Origin of the sequence: Daejeonella sp. (assembly GCF_044348475.1) — a bacterium.
GTDB lineage: Bacteria > Bacteroidota > Bacteroidia > Sphingobacteriales > Sphingobacteriaceae > Daejeonella.
The window spans coordinates 1-20,015 of sequence record NZ_JBIKSU010000019.1; the positions used below are offsets into that span (position 1 = coordinate 1).

Genomic DNA, 20,015 nt, shown 5'->3' on the forward strand with positions numbered 1-20,015 from the left:
AATACTGAAGAAATCGATTTCTGGATTTTCGGAGATGCCGAAATTCCAAAATTAGCTGTTCTAGGATTCATGTTTGGTTTGGGACTCATTGTAGGATATTTGGCGGGACGACCAGGGAAAAAATCTATGATCAAAGATGATTCTGAGAACGATGAAGATGATTATATAAACTCAAATACAGAAAAACAAGACCAATTAAGCGATGAGGATCGGGAATATATTCGATAGGATTTCATCAGTTTATAAAATCGCAATCAGTCAATAGTAAATTTAGCAGTCAAATTAAATTCCATTGGGCATTTAATTGTACCTTATTTGACAATCAGTGCTTTTAATTATTCAAAAGACAAAAGGAATACACGAATAAATTATTTGCAACATTAATTCATTTAAGTGTCAAAAAACCGCTTTGTTGATTCGAAAAAATCAGAATATTTTTCTTTACTTTCATATTATTTCATAATTTTCCAAATTATTAACAATCTAATCATGTTTTTATGAAAAAAATCTATACCCTCTTTTTTCTTCCCATTTTATTATTTCTGACCATGAGCGCCAGCGCCCAGGTAAGAGAAATAAATGGTAAGGTTACCATCGCCGAAGACGGAAGCACGCTTCCGGGAGTAAGCGTTAGAGTAAAAGGCACAAGTACTGGGGCCACAACTGACCCTAATGGAAATTACCGCATCCAGGTACCTGGAAATGAAGCTACTTTGGTATTTACGTTTATCGGTTTTTCAATACAAGAAGTGCGCGTAGGTACTCAAAGCACTATAAATGTTGCAATGAATACGGATAGTAAACAACTAGAAGAAGTTGTTGTAACTACCGGTTTAGGTATTTCCCGTCAACAAAAATCATTAGGATATGCTGCTCAGGGAGTAAAATCTGAAGAACTGAATATTAATCGTCAGCCAAATATTCTAAATGCATTGCAGGGTAAAATTGCCGGAGCAACTATATCGAGTGTAGGTGGTGGACCTGGTCAGGGTGCGAACATCCGCATTAGAGGTATTAACTCTATTGATGCATCTGCTTCAAATGATCCTTTATATGTAATTGACGGTATACAAATTGACAACTCTACTTCAACTCAAGGTTCTGGATCAGGAGTAAACGTGCGTTCGGTAGGTAACAGAGCTTCAGATATAAACCCAGATGATATTGAAACGATCAATATTCTGAAAGGTGGTGCCGCAACAGCCTTGTATGGTCTAAGAGGATCAAATGGTGTTGTATTAATTACTACTAGAAAAGGAAAAGGTGCTGGCGTAAGAACAAACTTAACCAGCACTTATGGTTTCGAAAATGTTAATAAAACGCCTGCTATTCAAAAAGAATATACTGCAGGAATTCTTGGGGTTTATACTCCAATTGGACTAGGACCAGCATGGGGGCCAACAATTGCCGAAGCAAAAGCGATTGATCCAACTCACCCAGATTTTATTTACGAGAACTATAAAAACGCCTTTGATACTGGAAGCCAGTTAAGAAACACAGTTTCTGTTGCCGGCGGTTCAGAGGCCGTTAAATTTTTCTCATCTGTATCTCAGTTCAATCATGATGGTATGTTACCATTTACTGATTATAAGAACTTATCAGCAAGATTGAATACCGATATTAAGATCAGTCCGAAAATCGTTGCAGGAGTAAACATGAGCTTTAACAATTCTGGAGGCTATCGTTTTGATGCCGATCGCTATGGTGAAAGTTTGACCTATTTTTCAGGTCGCTGGGATGTAAGAGATTACATAAATGAAAATGGCACTCAAAAATGGAGAGGTACAAACAACCCAATATTTGGTGCAGCTACTAACAGATTAAAGGACGATGTAAATCGCTATATAGCAGGTGCAAATGTAGGTTATGCTCCAACCAGCTGGTTGAATTTCAATTATCGTGTTGGTGTTGATACTTATACAGATAGCCGTAAGCGTACAGCTCCAGGAAGACTAGGCATTCCGGGTGAAGCCGTATATGATAATGCCGATGGTTTTGTTGGCGAATACCTGACTTCTTACAGAGCTATTAACTCTACATTCCTTGCAACTGCTACCAAACAAGTCACGAAAGACATCAGTGGAACTCTTCGTTTAGGTTATGAACTTTATGATAGAAGCACGAAAGACAATGGTGTTTTAGGAAGTGTTCTAAGTATCTATAATGATTTCAGACTAATGAATGCAAAAACTCTTGCAGTATCACAAGGTTTGAATGAATATCGTTCCAATGGTTTCTTTGGTGAAGCTACGTTTGACTACAAAAACTATTTGTTTTTAACTTTAACAGGACGTAATGATATTACATCTACACTTTCTGCAGATAACAGATCATTCTTTTATCCTTCTGCAAGTTTAAGTTATGTTTTCTCTGATAACTTGAAATTGCCTGCATTTATAGGACAAAGTAAAGTGAGATTATCTTATGCTCAAATTGGAAAGGATGCTTCTCCATACTCTACTTCAACCGGTTTCTCAAACTATTCGGGCTTACCTACAGGAACAACTGGACTTACCATTGCGTCTAACCTAGGTGATATTAACTTAAGACCAGAGTTTACGGATACTTACGAGGCAGGACTTGAAATGGCATTCCTTAAAAATCGTTTAAGCTTTGATTTGACCTACTACTATTCATTAAGTAAAGATCAGATTACCAGAGCACAGATTTCTTCAACAACTGGATATGTAACTGCTTCAATCAATGCTGGAACTATCCGTAATAAAGGAATTGAACTTGTTTTAGGTGGAACTCCAATCAAAACAAAAGATTTTACATGGGATGCAACACTTAATTTTTCTGCAAACAGAAACAAGGTTATCAGTCTTAAAGAAGGTTTAAGTGAGATCGTTTATGGAGCAGGAACAGGTGGTTACATTAACTCACCAGTAACGTTTAAGATCATTCCCGGACAAGCTTATGGAAATATCTATGGATCCTATTACTTGCGTTATTATGGAACTGATGTAGAAGATCCAATGCGTACTGATAAATCAAAACCACTTTTGATCGGTGCTAATGGCTTCCCTATATCTTCACTAACTAAGCAAAAATTACTGGGTAATTCACAACCAGATTGGATCGGTGGATTCTCAAATAACTTTACTTACAAGAAAATCACGTTATCAACGCTTATTGATGCCCGTTGGGGTTTTGAGAAGTTCAATAGATTAGAAAACTTTAACTCTGCATTTGGTATTGCAGATTACACTGCTAATCGTAGATCATTCTATACTTTCCCTGGTAATCTTGCTGATGGTTCGGCTAATACTAAATCAGTTTGGCTGGATCAAAGAACAGGTCCTGATGGTGTAAATTATGGTGAAGGATATTATAGACTATATCACAGATCACTTTCAGAACCATTTGTACAGGATGCATCATGGATACGTTTACGTTCTGCAAGTTTATCTTATTCATTACCATCTAAATGGTTACCTGCAAAGACTATTCGTAATGCGAATATAGCGATCACAGGAAATAACCTATTCTTGCGTACTGATTACTATGGATTAGATCCAGAGTCATTATCTGCAGATAGCGGAAGTAATGTGGACGGTTCTGCGGGTATGACCTACCCTGCCGCAAGAACATTTTTATTTACACTTAATGTTGGATTTTAAAGATTATGATCATGCACAAAATATATAAATACTCTCTAATCATAATTGCCGGCGCTGCATTAACCTTACAAGGTTGCGGTAAAGAATATTTTGATGAGCTTAGCACCAATCCTAACCAGGTTTCTGTAGCTACACTTCCGGCACTTCTGGCAACTTCAACAGCCAAGGCCGGATTAAACTCTTTCACAGTTGGAAGTAATGTTTCTTCATACGTTCAGTACACTGCAAATCCAACGGCTGCTGCAGCAAGTGATATCTATGAAACCATTGATTTCACAGGCATGTGGGATGCCCTTTATTTCGCTATGGCTGATGTCAATGAAATGAAGAAGCTTGCAATCAAACAAAGTTCAAGTGAATATCTAGGTGTTGCAAATGTTCTTCTTGCATATAACCTAATGATGATTAATGACCTCTGGGGGGCTGCTCCATATTCTGAAGCATTCAACTCGAGCAATTTTACACCTAAATATGATTCCGATCAGGCAGTATATACTTCCTCGATGACTCTTATTGATGAAGCAATCACTGAACTTGCAAAAACAACTGCAACAATTAAATTAACAGGTGCAAGTGATTTGATCCACGCTGGCGACCGTGCAAAATGGTTAAAAACTGCCTATGCATTAAAAGCTCGTCTCCTTATTAAAGTAAGGAAGACTACCACTTTCAATGCAACAGCTGTCTTAGCTGCTACAACTAATTCTTATTCATCAAATGCAGATGATGCAGGAATGGCCACATTTGTTTTGCGTAATAACTGGGCAACTGTTTCAAGAAACAATGCTGCATTAAGTTTGGGAGGCTGGTTATCAGAACAATTTGTTGATCACCTAAACGGAAAAACATACGGTCTTTTTGATCCAAGGATCAAAAGAATTACAGATGCAACCGTAGTTCCGGGCAACCCTACTTACCCTCCTTATATAGGTACAGTAAATGGCGCTGGAAACAGAATCAATGGAACTTTTAATAACACTACCAAGGATGAAAACTACATTTCATTCAACTCACCATGGACCAGCGATACATCGCCACTGTTAATTGCAACTTTTGCAGAGCTTAAATTCATTGAGGCAGAAGCTGCATTCTCATCTGATCGTGCAAGAGCATACACAGCATATTTAGCTGGTATCCGTGCAAATATGGATAAATTACAGGTTCCAGCCACAGAGCGCGATGCTTATATGGCTGATACACGGGTAGCAGTTGGCTCTTCTAATTTAACGTTAGATTTGATCTTCAAAGAGAAATATGTAGCTACCTATTTAAATCCTGAAGCATTCAATGATGCCCGTAGGTATGATTATAAGTATAAAGATTTCACACTACCGCAAAGCTCAGTACTAACATCATTTATCAGAAGACTCGATTATCCTTTGGGAGAACGCAGTAAAAATGGTGTAAATGTTCCCGCAGGCGTTGCAAGAACTACTAAATTATGGTGGGATTTATAAAAATTTCCTGATATTATTAAAAGCCCTGACTTTAGTCAGGGCTTTTTTATGCCTAATGAATTTATAGTGGTTAAGGGTCACAAACTAAAAAACAATAAGTAATGATCAAGAAAATAATACTTCCCCTATTCCTGTCTGTTCTTATACTAAGTTCTAACAAGGCACTGTCACAATCGTTTTCATTAGAAAATATTTTAAGCTATCCCTTTCCAACAGAATTAACCAGCAGCGCCACAGGTTCAAGAATTGCATGGGCAATGAATGAAAAAGGATTGAGAAATATTTATGTAGCAGAAGGTCCTGAATTCAATCCAAGAAGGTTAACAGCTTTTACTAAAGATGACGGACAGGAGATCAGCAGTTTGACGCTCTCAGACGACGGCAAATGGATTGTTTTTGTAAGAGGTGGAGATCATAGCTCACGAGAAGGAAACGTGCCTGTAAACCCTTCATTTGACCCAGCGGGCGCTAAAGTACAGCTAATTAGCATTCCATTTGAAGGAGCAAAGCCAATAATTCTTGCTGAAGGTGACAATCCTGTTATTTCACCCAATAATGACAGCGTACTATTTACAAAAGGTGGACAGATCTGGTCAACCGCCATTAATGGTGCTACACCCGCAAAACCCCTATTTAATTCTCGCGGATCAAATGGCTCTGCATTATGGTCGCCAGATGGTAGCAAACTTGCATTTGTTTCATCCCGTGGCGACCATTCATTTATTGGTATCTATACCGATGAAAAAACTCCTATAAACTGGCTACTGCCTTCATTTTCAAAAGATGCAACACCTAGATGGTCGCCAGATGGTAAAGAAGTGGCATTTATAAGAACACCTGGATCAGGAGGAGAAACAGATTCCATATTTGCAAGAAAGCATCAGCCATGGGCAATATGGACAGTAGATATTTTAAGCGGACAAGGAAGATCCATTTGGAAGGCTCCTGAAACATTAGAAGGCTCATACCCATCTACTGAAGGTGGAACTAATTTACATTGGGCAGCTTTAAACCGGATCGTATTTGTTTCTTATCAGGATGGATGGCCGCATCTGTATTCAATAAAATCTACAGGTGGTCCAGAATTACTACTTACTCCTGGAAATTTCATGGTTGAACAAATCAAGCTTAGCGGAGATGGAAAAAGTCTAGTATTTGCTGCAAATGCCGGCAAGGATAAAGAAGATATTGATCGAAGACATATTGGAAAAGTATCTGTAGAAAAAGCTGACATGGAAATTCTTACCAAAGGAACCGGTATTGAAGCCTATCCAGTGTTCACTGGTGATATGTTAAACATCGCATATTTAAGCTCTACGGCCCAAAGACCATTATTACCTGCAGTAATGGGTTTCAATAGCAGTAAACCTAAACTTCTTTCGGAAGATTTGATTCCCAAAGAATTCCCTCATAATCAATTGGTTAAACCCAGCCACATCAGCTTTAAAGCTGCTGACGGCCAAACAGTTTATGGGCAGTTATTTGAACCTAAACAATCTTCATCAGGTAAACGACCGGCTATAGTTTATGTTCATGGTGGCCCACAGCGTCAAATGCTGGTTGGTTGGCATTTTATGGATTATTACTCAATAGATTATGCGCTAAACCAATATCTGACGAGCATTGGATTTACAGTTCTGTCTGTGAATTACAGGCTGGGTATCGGTTATGGATATAATTTTCAAAAAGCTGTAAATGCCGGAGCTTTAGGTGCGTCAGAATACCTGGATGTAAAAGCAGCTGGTGAATGGCTTGCTAGTCAACCAGAAATTGATAATAAACGTATAGGAATCTATGGTGGTTCTTATGGTGGCTATCTGGTCGCGCTTGGACTGGGTAAAGATTCACCGCTTTTCGCAGCAGGAGTAGATATTCACGGAGTAAACAATCGATTCAGTAGTCCGTTAACTACCGGTAAAGAACCCGCACCAGATGCAGCACTGGCTGAACAGGCAGTAAAAAAATCTTCGCCGGTAAGTTATCTAGATACCTGGACATCACCCACTCTAATTATACACGCAGATGATGATAGAAATGTATCTTTCAGTCAGAGTGTTGATCTTGCAAGACGTTTTGAAAATAAAAAATTTGCTTTTGAATATCTAGCAATTCCTGATGATACACATCACTGGATGAAATTTACCAATGCCTTAAAAGTTAGTGAAGTTACTGCCGATTTTTTAAAAAGAAAGCTAACAAATAGGTAAGAAATAGAAATTTAGACGTTAAATCTGGTAGGGCTTATCTTAAATATAGTAGTTTGACAATTGGATATATTGATTGTATTTTTAATTAGATATTCAATTGTCAAACTTCATTTACACTCCATAAAAAACCTTATTATCCTGCTCTAAACCAGGCAATTTTAACTCTTTGTCAAATATCCCAAATACTGAAGAGCCACTTCCACTCATACATGCATATAGAGCACCGGCACTGTATAATTTTGATTTTATCTCAGCAATTATGGGATATTGCAAAAAAACAGAAGGTTCAAAATCATTTTTTATTACAGCTTTCCATGCTTCAACAGGCAATTTTATCAGATCAGCTAATGAACTTTCCATTGCAGCAGGACGAATACCCCTGTAGGCATCAGATGTAGAAACTTGAACTACGGGCATCACTAAAATGATAAAATAATTACTCAGATCAAGTTCAATAGTTTGTAGTTGATCACCCTTTCCATGCGCTAAAGCGGGCTTATTTTGTACGAAAAATGCGCAATCTGAGCCTAATTTTGAAGCATAAGCCTCCATCTGAGCGGCATCCATCCCTAATTCAAACTTTTCATTCATCAGCCTGATAAAAAATGAGGCATCGGCTGATCCACCTCCTAAACCAGCACCAATTGGAATATGTTTGTGAAGATGAATATGTACTGGAGGCAATTTATAGTCCTTGGATAAAAGATCATAAGCCTTTAAGCATAAATTATCTGTAGGATTTCCCGGTATTTCCAATCCTGAAGAAGTAAACTTCAGTTGGTCAGCTTCAACTACTTCTAAAGCATCCCTAACAGCTAGAGGATAAAAAATTGTCTCCAGATTATGAAATCCATCCTCACGACGGCTAAGAATGTTTAATCCGATGTTTATTTTAGCATTTGGAAACACGATCATATTGTGAACATCACTATTATTTATGAACATTTATAGGATGACAAAAATACATTTATTTTATTTGTAGATAAGTTATAAGTGTTAAGTTATAGGTTATAAGTTTAAAGGGGAAAGCGAAAAGCGAAAAGGTGAAAGCTGAAAGGGGAAAGCGAAAAGCGAAAAGGTGAAAGCTGAAAGGGGAAAGCTGAAAGGGAAAGCTGAAAGCGAAAAGGTAAAAGCAAAGAAGAGCAAAGAAGAGCAATCATTTGAAATGATTAGTCCAATTCAAATCGAACCAACTAACAACTAACTAACCAACTAATAACTAACCAACTAACCAACTAATAACTAACCAACTAATAACTAACCACCTAACCAACTGATAACTAATAACTGACAACTGATAACTGATAACTGATAACTGACAACTGATAACTGATAACTGACAACTGACAACCAACTGATACCCCCATCATGAAACAATATCACGATTTAATGCAGCATGTATTGCAAAATGGAACCCAAAAACATGATCGTACGGGTACTGGTACGATCAGTGTATTCGGTTATCAGATGCGATTTAATTTGCTGGATGGATTTCCAATGGTTACAACAAAGAAAGTGCACCTGAGGTCAATTATTCATGAACTAATATGGTTTTTGAAGGGTGAAACCAATATCAGTTATTTAAAAGAGAATGGGGTTAGTATTTGGGATGAATGGGCTGATGAAAATGGAGAACTCGGACCAGTGTACGGTTCACAATGGCGCTCATGGCCCAAACCAGATGGCGGACATATTGATCAGATTAGTCAGGTGATTGATCAGATTAAAAAAAATCCAGATTCAAGGCGACTGATCGTATCTGCATGGAATGTTGCGCAAATTGAAAACATGGCACTTCCACCCTGCCATAGCTTTTTTCAGTTTTATGTTGCCGACGGCAAATTAAGCTGTCAACTTTATCAAAGGAGCGCAGACATATTTCTAGGTGTACCTTTCAATATTGCATCCTATGCTCTACTAACCATGATGGTTGCTCAGGTATGCGGCCTTCAGGCTGGCGATTTTGTACATACCCTTGGAGATGCCCATTTATATAATAATCATCTGGATCAAACCAAACTCCAATTAAGTCGTGAATGTAGACCACTACCTGTCATGAAATTGAACCCTGAGATAAAAAATATTTTCGATTTTAAATTCGAAGATTTTGAGCTCGAAAATTATGACCCTCATCCTCATATTAAAGGAGCTGTGGCGATATAATATTTTTAAAACCCTACATAAACTTTTGTTTGGCGGGCATAATCATTACAAAAAACAATTTTATTCTGATGAAAATAAACCTAATAGTTGCTGTAGATGAAAAGAATGGGATTGGAAAAAACAATCAACTACCGTGGCATTTGCCAGCTGACCTGCTTCATTTCAAAAAACTGACTACAGGATTTCCCATAATTATGGGAAGAAAGACCTTTGATTCTATTGGGAGAGTACTGCCAAACAGACGAAATATTGTGATCAGTAGACAATCAAACCTTGAAATACCTGGTGCAGAGGTATGCCGATCACTTCAAGACGCTTTAGAATTATGCACAAAGGAAAATGATATCTACATCATTGGTGGAGCACAAATATTTGAACAGGCTCTTCCGCTTGTTGATTGTATTTTCTTGACAGTTATTCAACATGATTTTGATGCAGATACATTTTTCCCACCTTTAGATGAACAAACATGGGAAGAAAGCTCAAATAGTATCCACAAGCCTGATGAAAAGAATATTTATTCCTATAATTTTAAAAAATATACAAGATTTTGAATGAACTAGATATTTCTCTGATAAAGAATTATTCCAAAAAACAAAAATTTAATTAGCTTTGGCGTCTTAACCAAAATAGGCTTAAATCAACATTAATAGACAATTAAAATAAAATGCAAGGTAAAGGATTAATAAAATTCGCTGCAATATCGCTTACAATAGCGTGTTTGTATTCCCTCTCGTTCACATGGATAGCGAATAAAGTTGAAAAAGATGCTCAGGAATTTGCTAAAGGAGATGCCCCTAAAGAGAAAAGTTATCTCGATTCGGTAGCATCGTTACCTGTATTTGGAAATCTGGATTATATCACCTATCAGTATGCTAAGGAACGCGAAATTCCACTAGGCCTTGATTTAAAAGGTGGTATGAACGTAACCATGGAAATTTCATTAAGTGAAATGGTACGAAATCTTGCTAACAATAGCACTGATGCAAATTTCAATGCAGCAATTAAAAATGCAGAATTAGCAATAGCTCAAGGCGATAATGATTTCATTTCTGCTTTTGGAAGAGAATTCGAAAAAGTAAGTCCGAATACCAGACTTGCTACCCTATTCGCAACAAAAGAAAATTCATCCAACTTAAAGGTTGATGCAGATAATACGGCAGTTTTAGACTTCCTTAGAAAATCTGCCGATGGTGCTATTGATCTTTCCTTCAATATTCTACGTACACGTATCGATAAATTTGGAGTAACCTCTCCTAATATTCAAAAACAACAAGGAACCAATCGTATTCTGATTGAATTGCCTGGTGTTACTGATCCTGATCGTGTTCGTAAATTATTACAGGGTTCGGCAAAGCTTGAATTCTGGGAAACTTATGACAATACTGAGATCTTTGGTTTACTACAGAATGTAAACAGTATTCTAGCCACCACAGCAAAGTCTGTTGATACAACAAGTGCAGCGGCTCAGGATACCACAAAAAGCAAACTTGCTGCATTAGGTAAAAAAGACAGTAATAAAACTGATAGTGCGTCAATTAAAAGCAAACTTCAAGCTGAACAAGCTAAACAAAATCCATTATTTGCACTTTTGAATCCTGCAACTTTTCAGGGGCAAGACGGACAGTCTAACTTACGTCCGGGTCCGGTTGTTGGTTATGCAGCTCTAAAGGATACAGCGAAAGTTAATGCATACCTTTCATCTCCTGCAATTAAAGCAGTAATTCCTCAGAATGTTAAGTTATACTGGGGCGTTAAACCAATGACTGAAGAAAGTAAAGTTTTTGAGTTATATGCTTTAAAAACCAGTAGTATAGCTGGTGGTCCGGCTCTTGAAGGAGATGTAATTTCGGATGCACGTTCTGATTATGATCAGAAAGGTAATCCGGAAGTAGTTATGGTTATGAATGCTGATGGTGCTCGTGCATGGCGTTCAATTACTGCTGCTGCATCTGCAGATCCAAATAACAAGAAAAGTGTTGCTATCGTATTAGACAATCTGGTATATTCTGCTCCTACCGTACAGGGCGAAATCCCAAATGGCATTTCATCCATCAGCGGAACCTTTAAAGTAGAAGATACACAGGATCTTGCAAACGTGTTGAAAGCCGGAAGATTACCAGCACCTGCTAAAATAGTTAGTGATTATGTTGTTGGTCCTTCTCTTGGAGCAGCTTCAATCTCTGCAGGTTTACTTTCTACCATTGCTGGTATCATTTTCATCTTGATTTTCATGGGAATGTATTACAGCACTGCTGGTATCGTTGCAAATATTGCATTACTGGTGAATCTATTCTTCCTTATGGGTGTACTTGCTTCATTGGGAGCTGTATTAACACTACCAGGTATAGCAGGTATTGTTCTTTCATTAGGTATGTCGGTAGATGCCAACGTATTGATCTATGAACGTATTCGTGAAGAAATTACTGCAGGAAAATCTGTCCGATTAGCAATAACCGAAGGTTTCCATAAGGCCATGCCATCAATCTTAGATTCAAATATCACCACATTCTTAACTGGTGTTATTCTTTATATTTTTGGACAGGGTCCAATTGTTGGTTTCGCAACTACCCTGATGATTGGTATTATTACTTCACTGTTTGCTGCCATATTTATTTCACGTTTAGTTTTTGAATGGTTATTAGATAGAAAAAAACCAATCAGTTTCTCTATAAAAGCAACTGAGAATTTATTCAAGGATTCTAAATTCGATTTCATTACTGGTCGTAAACGTTTCTATTTCTTATCTGCTGCAATCATTGTTGCCGGTATAATATCCGCATTTACTCAAGGATTTAGCCTGGGTGTAGATTTCCAGGGCGGAAGAGCTTATTTTGTAGCTTTCGATAAGCCTGTTGAAGTTGAAGCCGTGCGTTCAATCTTAATTGATGAATTTGGAACTGCAGTAGAAGTAAAAACATTTGGATCATCTAATCAGGTTAAGATTACAACAGCCTACCTGATCAATGATAATACTGATCAGGCTAATGCTCAGGTAAGTGAAAAACTTGCCTCAGGATTGAAAAAGATTAACCCTGTATACGAAATAAAGGATTCACAAAAGGTAACTCCTACTATTGCTGATGATATTAAAAAATCAGCTATATGGGCAGTTATTTTCTCAATCCTAGTCATATTCCTGTACATTTTGATACGATTCAAAAGAATGGCCTTTGGTTTTGCAGCAATACTAGCACTAGTACATGATGTTCTTGTATTGCTTGCTATATTCACCATATTTAATGGATGGCTTCCATTCTCACTTGATATTGACCAAGCCTTTGTAGCCGCCATATTAACTGTAATGGGATACTCGATAAATGATACGGTTGTTGTATTTGACCGTGTTCGTGAATATATTGGTCAGCATCATTCTAAAAATGAAGATCTTCCATCAGTGATCAATAATGCCTTGAACAGTACGCTAAGCAGAACAGTAATCACCGGTATCTGTACAATAGCTGTTCTTTTGATCATATTCATCTTTGGTGGTGAGATATTAAGAGGATTCTCTTTTGCGATGTTGATAGGTGTTATTTTCGGAACCTATTCTTCCTTGTTCGTTGCAACACCATTTGTTGTAGAATTCATTAAAGAAAAAGGGAAAGCATAATTCTTAAATAAAATTTTTAATAAAAATTAAAAAGCATTCGCAACAGCGGATGCTTTTTTTTGTTTACTAATAAAATTATATAGATATTTGTCACACTAACAATAAGTATGGCAATAGAATTATTTAGTACCTATTCTTATCTGCTCGATCGTACGGCCAGAAAAGTAAAGCAATATGCACAGCGTCGCTTTAATGCAGAAAATTACGACATAACGGTTGATCAATGGTTAATACTAAAAAACCTAAGCAGCGACAATGATTTAAATCAAAGTCAGCTGGCAGAAATAACCGGTAAAGATCATCCAACCCTGACGCGTATAATAGACCTTCTTTGCAGAAAAGGGCTCACGGAGAGGAAAGTTCATCCTGCTGACAGAAGATCTTTTAAAGTCCATCTGACCAATCTTGGAACTAAACAGGTAACTGCATGGAGTCCAAAAATGTCGGAGATACGGATGAAAGCATGGGAAAACCTAACGGAAGAAGATTACATCAATTTGAAAAGAATTCTGGATACCATCTATAACAATCTTGACCAGGAAAATGAATATAATACTGATTAAACATCGCTATCAATTAAATTAATACCTATAAAATGATTTCAACTGACCTATGTATTATTGGTGCCGGACCTGTCGGACTTTTTGCAGTATTTGAAGCAGGCTTACTAAAGATGAGGTGTCATCTCATCGACACGCTGCCTCAGATTGGTGGACAATTATCTGAAATTTATCCGCATAAACCAATATATGATATACCTGGGTATCCAGAAATAAAGGCTCAGGAACTTGTAGAAAGGTTAATGGAGCAGATTGCTCCTTTTGATCCAGGATTTACACTTGGAGAAAGAGTTGAAACATTAGTTAAACAGGATGATGGATCATTTTTAGTTGGAACTAATGATGGCACAATGATCGAGTGCCAAGTAGTATTAATTGCCGGTGGATTGGGATGTTTTGAACCACGCAAACCAGATATTGAGGGGCTAATCGATTTTGAAGGCAAAGGGGTTGAATACATGGTTAAGAATCCTGAAACATTCCGGAACAAACGAGTTATTCTGGCAGGTGGTGGAGACTCAGCGCTTGATTGGACCATATTCCTTTCTGATGTTGCAGAACGTGTTACGCTGATTCATCGGGGTGATACATTCCGTGGGGCACCTGATTCAGCTGAAAAAGTACATGAACTCGCTAACAATGGCAAAATAGATCTGATCCTTCAATCCAATCTATTGAGTGTTTCAGGAACAGACCAACTAAAAGAAGTATCATTTATAGGAAGAGACCAGGTTAAGACATCAATTGAGACAGATTTTTTAATTCCATTATTTGGGCTTAGCCCCAAATTAGGACCAATCGCAGAATGGGGATTAACTATTGATAAATCAGCCATTCAGGTAAATACATTTGATTATTCGACTAACATAGATCGTATTTACGCAATTGGCGACATCAATACCTACCCTGGGAAACTTAAACTGATTTTATGTGGATTTCATGAAGCCGCTTTAATGGTACAAAGCGCATTCAAATATGTTCACCCCGATCAGAAATTAAGTTTTAAATACACAACTGTTTATGGAGTAAATGCATTTTAAGATGATCAAAATAACCATTGAAGATAGGAACGGAGATCAACAAGCCGTTGAAATACCTGAAGAAATAAGCCTTAGCCTGATGGAAGTACTGAAGGCTTCAGACTATTCTATATTGGCAACCTGTGGCGGCATTGCGCTTTGTGCTACCTGCCATGTACAGGTATTAAAGGGTCTAGAAGATTTGCCAATAGCTGGAAATGATGAAATGGACATGCTAGATACCTTGCATGATGCAGGTTTTGATAGCAGATTGGCTTGTCAGATTCGCATAACTGAAAACCTAAATGGTATGGTTTTCAAGATCAGAGGTGACGAACAATGATTCTGTTGTCTGTTGGTTAGATGGTTAGTTGGTTAGTTAGTTGGTTAGTTAGTTAGTTAGTTAGTTAGTTAGTTAGTTAGTTAGTTAGTGAAAATTGCCTCTGAATAATCATTTCAAATGATTGCTCTTCTCCACTTTTAGCTTTATGCTTTTAGCTTTATGCTTTTAGCTTTCGCCTTTTATCTGTTGTCTGTTGTCTGTTATGAGTTGGTTAGGTGGTTAGATGCTTAGTTAGTGGAAATTGCCTCTTACTAATCATTTCAAATGATTGCTCTTCTCCACTTTTAGCTTTATGCTTTTAGCTTTATGCTTTTAGCTTTATGCTTTTAGCTTTCGCCTTTTAACTGATAACTGATAAAACCATCTTAAAATGCTGTATCCCAGCTTCCTCGAATTGCTCGCTGGCCTTTTTAAATCCGAATTTAGCATATAAAGACATTGCAGCTAGCTGAGCATGTAGGTAAACATAAGTTGCATCTTGAGGTAAATCATTTATTACAGCGCCTACAAGAGCCTGACCTAGCCCCATTCCTCTGTACTGCTTTAAAACGGCAAAGCGTTCCAATTTATATCCTTTATCTGTTTTCCTCCAACGAGCTGCACCTGCAGGTTCAGCATTCACTGTTCCAATAAAATGTACAGATTCATCTTCAAATTCCCATTCGAGTTCGGGGGGACAGTTCTGCTCATCCACAAAAACAATTCTTCGGATTGCAAATACTTGCTCCAGCTCTTCTTTAGTGCTAACCCTTCTAACTTCGATTGATTGATTCATTTTAATTTGAAATATAGTTTAAAGGCAACTCGAATCCAGTAGTTTAACCTATCAAAAAAGGGCCCTTTTAAGGCCCTTTAACCATTACACTAGTTATAGCCTATCATTAACATTCAAGCAATTGAGATCTTCAAATGCCTGTGCCAGACGCTTTACAAAAGTATCTTCACCTTTACGTAACCAAACGCGCGGGTCGTAATATTTTTTATTCGGTGAATCTTCGCTCTCCGGATTTCCGATTTGACTTTGCAAATAGGCTTCTTTTGATTTGTAATAATCTTTAATCCCTTCCCAATATGCCCATTGCATATCTGTATCGATATTCATTTTGATCGCCCCATAAGAAATTGCTTCCCTGATCTCATCCTGAGATGAACCTGAACCTCCATGAAATACAAAATTTACAGGCTTTTCTGCAGCAATTTTAAATTCTGAACGAACATAGTCTTGAGAGTTTTTAAGTATTACTGGTTGTAATTTCACATTGCCTGGCTTATAAACCCCATGAACATTACCAAAAGCAGCTGCGACGGTAAATTTCTCACTAATTGCACTCAATTCTTTATAAGCATAAGCCACTTCAGATGGCTGTGTATATAATTTTGAACTGTCAACATCGCTGTTATCAACTCCATCTTCTTCACCACCGGTAACACCTAATTCAATTTCTAGAGTCATGCCCATACCTTTCATGCGGCTAAGATACTTTTTACTAATCTCTATGTTTTCTTCTATTGACTCTTCAGAAAGGTCAAGCATATGTGAAGAATAAAGTGGTTTTCCATTTATTGCAAAGAATTTTTCACCATGATCAAGTAAACCATCAATCCAGGGTAAAAGCTTTTTTGCCGCATGATCTGTATGCAAAATAACTGCAACACCATAATGTTCGGCAAGAAGATGAACATGCTGGGCTGCTGATACTCCACCAAGAATGCACGCATTCAGATTGTCATTATTTAAAGATTTTCCAGCATAAAATTGAGCTCCGCCATTTGAAAGCTGAATAATCACAGGTGAATTAACTGACTTTGCTGTTTCCATCACTGCATTTATTGAATTGGTTCCAATTACATTAACGGCAGGCAGTGCGAATTGATGTTTTTTGGCAATCTCGAATAATTCTTGAACTGCATCACCATGCAATACACCTTTAAATCCTTTTAAATTCATCTTTTTTTTTAATAATTATAGGTTGCTAAATTATGAAAAATAGGCTCAAATTCAATGTAAAAGGGCCAATTAATCCGAATAATCCAATTTATGTTAACTCAATGTTAAGGCAAGAGCATTGCTTTCTTAAAATTTTCGTTTATTTGTACGTTATACATATATCCAAAATGGCCTGGTTCAAGAGAGAAAAAAAGGGGATAATTACTTCTACCGAGGATAAAAAAGAGACACCTGATGGGATGTGGAATAAATGCCCTTCCTGTAAAAAGCCTTTGCATTATGCAGAGCAAGTGGAAAATAAATACGTTTGCCAATATTGCGCATATCATTTACGCATTGGCTCTAAAGAATACTTTGAAATTCTTTTCGATGACAATCAGTTTACTGAGCTTTTCGAAAACATTCGTTCAGGAGATCCTCTCAATTTTACAGATTCCAAAAAATATACAGAACGACTTGAAGAAAGTTATTTAAAAACCGGTTTAAAGGATGCTATTCGCTCAGGAACTGGAAAATTAGACGGACAGGATATTGTAATTGCTTGCATGGATTTTAACTTTATTGGTGGTTCAATGGGTTCAGTTGTAGGTGAAAAAATTGCCCGATCTATTGATTATAGTATCAAAAACAAGATTCCATTCATGATGATTTCTAAATCTGGCGGTGCCAGAATGATGGAAGCCGCATTTTCATTAATGCAGATGGCAAAAACATCGGCCAAATTAGCCCTTTTAAGCAAGGCAAAGATTCCCTATATATCTTTATTGACTGACCCTACAACAGGCGGCGTAACAGCCTCTTATGCTATGCTAGGGGATATTAATATTTCTGAACCTGGAGCATTGATCGGATTTGCTGGCCCCAGAGTAATTAAAGAAACCATTAAAAAGGATCTTCCTAAAGGATTTCAAACTTCAGAATTCGTTTTAGAACACGGTTTCCTTGATTTTATAGTTGATAGACGACAAATGAAAACTAAATTGGGATCGTTTTTAAGGATGCTTAATAGTTAATACTTAGTAGAACTAATTCAATACACATCCAAAAATAATATCAGATTTGTCTTAAAACAATAAATTTCTGTTCAACATTTTTTTTGGGAATAGATAAAATTTAAAGTTTCTGCAATATTTCTGCCACCTTTCGTTCAAACATCATTTGCCATTCGGGTGCTAAATTGGTATCTGAATCTTCTTGCGCTTCGCCTGTATTCCTTAATTGTTCAGCAGTTGGCGCATAATAAATATAACCATTAGTGTATGCTGCCACGAAGGTGTTTTTATTGGGCGCATTCTTTTTAATATTTAAACCAATCTGCACAGTCAGTTCGCCAGGAAAAGTAACCAAGCGCATATTTCCAACTTTCAGGCCAAGAATTTCAACATTAATTGTTTCTGCACCTGCCGATTTAAGCTGATGCATTTTCACAAGAGATAGATTTTCACGAATCCTGGTTAAACGTTCCATCAAATAAATATTTGATCGATAATTTTCCAAGTCTCTTCTATTTACGGAATCCAATCGAATCATATCAATTTTATTCTGCTTTTTGTCTTTTAAATACCTTTGTCCATAAAACGAAGGGTATTCTGTAGAATTAGTATACTTGATTGTTAAAGCGATAAATGTTTTCAGGTTCATGTTTGTACCAGTCAGTGCATTCAATATTCGTTTTTGGTCGGCTTCTAAGGATCTAATTCGTTCGGCGAAGTTTGCTCTCGGAAGTTCAATTTGCTGATTGATGACTTTTATTTCTGAATCATTTGTTGTTTGAATGTTTTGTAAAGCCTTAAGGACACTCAAACCAAGCATATTACCCAGCGGCTCGGCATCGGTAGGATTATCAAGCCCCTTATAGTTCACAGGATTAATATCTCCACCACAGCCCTGTAGAAAAAGAGCCATTGAACCTTTTAAATTATCCTCAATTACTTTAGAAGCAAAGCCAATAATATCTGCAGTATTTCCCCCGTTTGGAACCCCCTCTATTGGGTGAACTGCAAAATTATAAAGTACTGCCAGAGTTTCTCCGTTTAACTTATTTAACTTCAAAATGCCTATTTCGGGGTCAGTTTTGCCTATTTCTGCAATCTCATGATCAGGAGGAAGTGAATAGGCTCGCCGGGCATCTGTCTGCGATCCATCCTTCATCAAATACCGGCGATTTTCCATGATTCTATCCTCATAGCCTGTCCCGCTTCCAATAGTAACGGCAACCAAATTTTGAAAGGCTTCCTTAACCGCCACAACTGTCAGACTATCCGTATCAGCCCGTACAATTCCATGGCAATGGCTTACATTAATTAGAATATTTGAAGCCTGGATATTCAGTTCATTCTGAATTTGCGAACGAACTTTGGCAAGATAACCCGCCTTAATTGGGCCGATTTCTTCAATTGCTACTACGTCTAGAGTAATTATCACCATTTTGGTGATGCCATTATCCAATACCAGTGCTTTCACATAAAGCGGGTCATTTACTAAACCAGCACTTCGATCAGTAATATCCTTTTTTGCTACTCCTGCCTTTATCTTAGCTTGAACATCGGTTGAAATAATCAACAAACTAAGAACAGAAATGAATAATGCAGCTTTGAATAATTGCTTTATAAATTGACTGAAAATTGAATTTAAACTAATCGTATTTGCCATAATCTTAAGTATATACATGTCAATAGATTACAATTTAGTTTTTTACTGGTAAAAGGCATAAGTAAATTGTAATCTCTTAGCCCCTATCACTTTAAATAATAGCCTAACTACCTAGGTATTAGGTTAGAATTTCATTTAAATTTATCAACCAAGTTTAAAAATCTTATTTACTTTCAAGAAACTCAATAAACTTTTATTACACCCTTCATGATGCGCCAATGCCCTGGAAAGGTACATATGAACGGATATTCGCCAGGTTTGTTGGGTGCTTTAAAATCAAGTTTAAAACTTTTACCCGTGGCAACCAGTGGAGTTGAAAACAGAACCTCAGAAATTACAGGAACAAAAATCTTGGCATAAGCATCTTTGCTATTTGCCATCGCGTGGGCCAGTTTTTCAACAATCTCAGTGTAGATGGGGTTTAACCTAT

General features: G+C 37.2%; 16 protein-coding genes. 11 read left to right on the plus strand and 5 right to left on the minus strand.

Annotated elements, in window-relative coordinates:
* From ACIQZ6_RS06380 to ACIQZ6_RS06395, 4 genes are all read left to right on the plus strand, one after another.
* A partial coding sequence (locus ACIQZ6_RS06380) for a hypothetical protein (RefSeq protein ID WP_395809309.1) occupies window positions 1–228 on the plus strand: 228 nt, incomplete at its 5' end.
* Between the two features lie 269 nt (window positions 229–497).
* Window positions 498–3,623, plus strand: a complete 3,126-nt coding sequence (locus ACIQZ6_RS06385) for a SusC/RagA family TonB-linked outer membrane protein (RefSeq protein WP_395809311.1) — start codon at window positions 498–500, stop codon at window positions 3,621–3,623.
* Between the two features lie 11 nt (window positions 3,624–3,634).
* Window positions 3,635–5,080: a SusD/RagB family nutrient-binding outer membrane lipoprotein gene (locus tag ACIQZ6_RS06390; RefSeq protein WP_395809313.1), complete on the plus strand. Its 1,446-nt coding sequence runs from the start codon at window positions 3,635–3,637 to the stop codon at window positions 5,078–5,080.
* Between the two features lie 101 nt (window positions 5,081–5,181).
* Entirely contained in the window at window positions 5,182–7,287 is a 2,106-nt protein-coding gene (locus ACIQZ6_RS06395; protein ID WP_395809315.1) for a S9 family peptidase, read from the plus strand.
* A 111-nt stretch (window positions 7,288–7,398) separates the two neighbouring features.
* Here ACIQZ6_RS06395 and ispE read toward each other — a convergent pair whose 3' ends face one another.
* On the minus strand, window positions 7,399–8,232 hold the full coding sequence (gene ispE / locus ACIQZ6_RS06400; RefSeq protein WP_395809317.1) for a 4-(cytidine 5'-diphospho)-2-C-methyl-D-erythritol kinase: 834 nt from the start codon (window positions 8,230–8,232) through the stop codon (window positions 7,399–7,401).
* Window positions 8,233–8,655: 423 nt separating this feature from the next.
* Between ispE and ACIQZ6_RS06405 the strand changes: the two genes are divergently transcribed.
* The 6 genes from ACIQZ6_RS06405 to ACIQZ6_RS06430 all read left to right on the plus strand — a co-directional run bounded on the left by ACIQZ6_RS06405 (window position 8,656) and on the right by ACIQZ6_RS06430 (window position 14,985).
* Window positions 8,656–9,450: a thymidylate synthase gene (locus ACIQZ6_RS06405; protein ID WP_395809319.1), complete on the plus strand. Its 795-nt coding sequence runs from the start codon at window positions 8,656–8,658 to the stop codon at window positions 9,448–9,450.
* Between the two features lie 68 nt (window positions 9,451–9,518).
* A complete protein-coding gene (locus tag ACIQZ6_RS06410) occupies window positions 9,519–10,004 on the plus strand; it encodes a dihydrofolate reductase (RefSeq protein ID WP_395809321.1) in 486 nt (161 codons plus the stop codon).
* 113 nt (window positions 10,005–10,117) lie between these two features.
* Window positions 10,118–13,063, plus strand: coding sequence for a protein translocase subunit SecDF (gene secDF / locus ACIQZ6_RS06415; protein WP_395809323.1), 2,946 nt, complete (start codon window positions 10,118–10,120; stop codon window positions 13,061–13,063).
* 107 nt (window positions 13,064–13,170) lie between these two features.
* A complete protein-coding gene (locus ACIQZ6_RS06420; RefSeq protein WP_395809325.1) occupies window positions 13,171–13,626 on the plus strand; it encodes a MarR family winged helix-turn-helix transcriptional regulator in 456 nt (151 codons plus the stop codon).
* Window positions 13,627–13,658: 32 nt separating this feature from the next.
* The gene (locus ACIQZ6_RS06425) at window positions 13,659–14,663 is read left to right on the plus strand and encodes an NAD(P)/FAD-dependent oxidoreductase (RefSeq protein ID WP_395809327.1); all 1,005 of its coding nucleotides are present in this window, start codon (window positions 13,659–13,661) and stop codon (window positions 14,661–14,663) included.
* 1 nt (window position 14,664) lies between these two features.
* A complete protein-coding gene (locus ACIQZ6_RS06430) occupies window positions 14,665–14,985 on the plus strand; it encodes a 2Fe-2S iron-sulfur cluster-binding protein (protein WP_395809329.1) in 321 nt (106 codons plus the stop codon).
* Window positions 14,986–15,325: 340 nt separating this feature from the next.
* Here the strand turns inward: ACIQZ6_RS06430 and ACIQZ6_RS06435 are convergent, their stop codons facing one another.
* Window positions 15,326–15,760, minus strand: a complete 435-nt coding sequence (locus tag ACIQZ6_RS06435) for a GNAT family N-acetyltransferase (protein WP_395809331.1) — start codon at window positions 15,758–15,760, stop codon at window positions 15,326–15,328.
* A 93-nt stretch (window positions 15,761–15,853) separates the two neighbouring features.
* Complete coding sequence (gene fbaA, locus ACIQZ6_RS06440) at window positions 15,854–16,933, minus strand: class II fructose-bisphosphate aldolase (protein WP_395809333.1); 1,080 nt, start codon at window positions 16,931–16,933, stop codon at window positions 15,854–15,856.
* A gap of 167 nt (window positions 16,934–17,100) precedes the next feature.
* Between fbaA and accD the strand changes: the two genes are divergently transcribed.
* A complete protein-coding gene (gene accD / locus ACIQZ6_RS06445) occupies window positions 17,101–17,946 on the plus strand; it encodes an acetyl-CoA carboxylase, carboxyltransferase subunit beta (protein ID WP_306550532.1) in 846 nt (281 codons plus the stop codon).
* 100 nt (window positions 17,947–18,046) lie between these two features.
* On the opposite strand, the gene ACIQZ6_RS06450 is transcribed toward accD, so the two are convergent.
* On the minus strand, window positions 18,047–19,585 hold the full coding sequence (locus tag ACIQZ6_RS06450) for a hypothetical protein (protein ID WP_395809335.1): 1,539 nt from the start codon (window positions 19,583–19,585) through the stop codon (window positions 18,047–18,049).
* Between the two features lie 182 nt (window positions 19,586–19,767).
* Window positions 19,768–20,001, minus strand: coding sequence for a plastocyanin/azurin family copper-binding protein (locus tag ACIQZ6_RS06455; RefSeq protein ID WP_395809374.1), 234 nt, complete (start codon window positions 19,999–20,001; stop codon window positions 19,768–19,770).
* Window positions 20,002–20,015 lie beyond the last annotated feature (14 nt).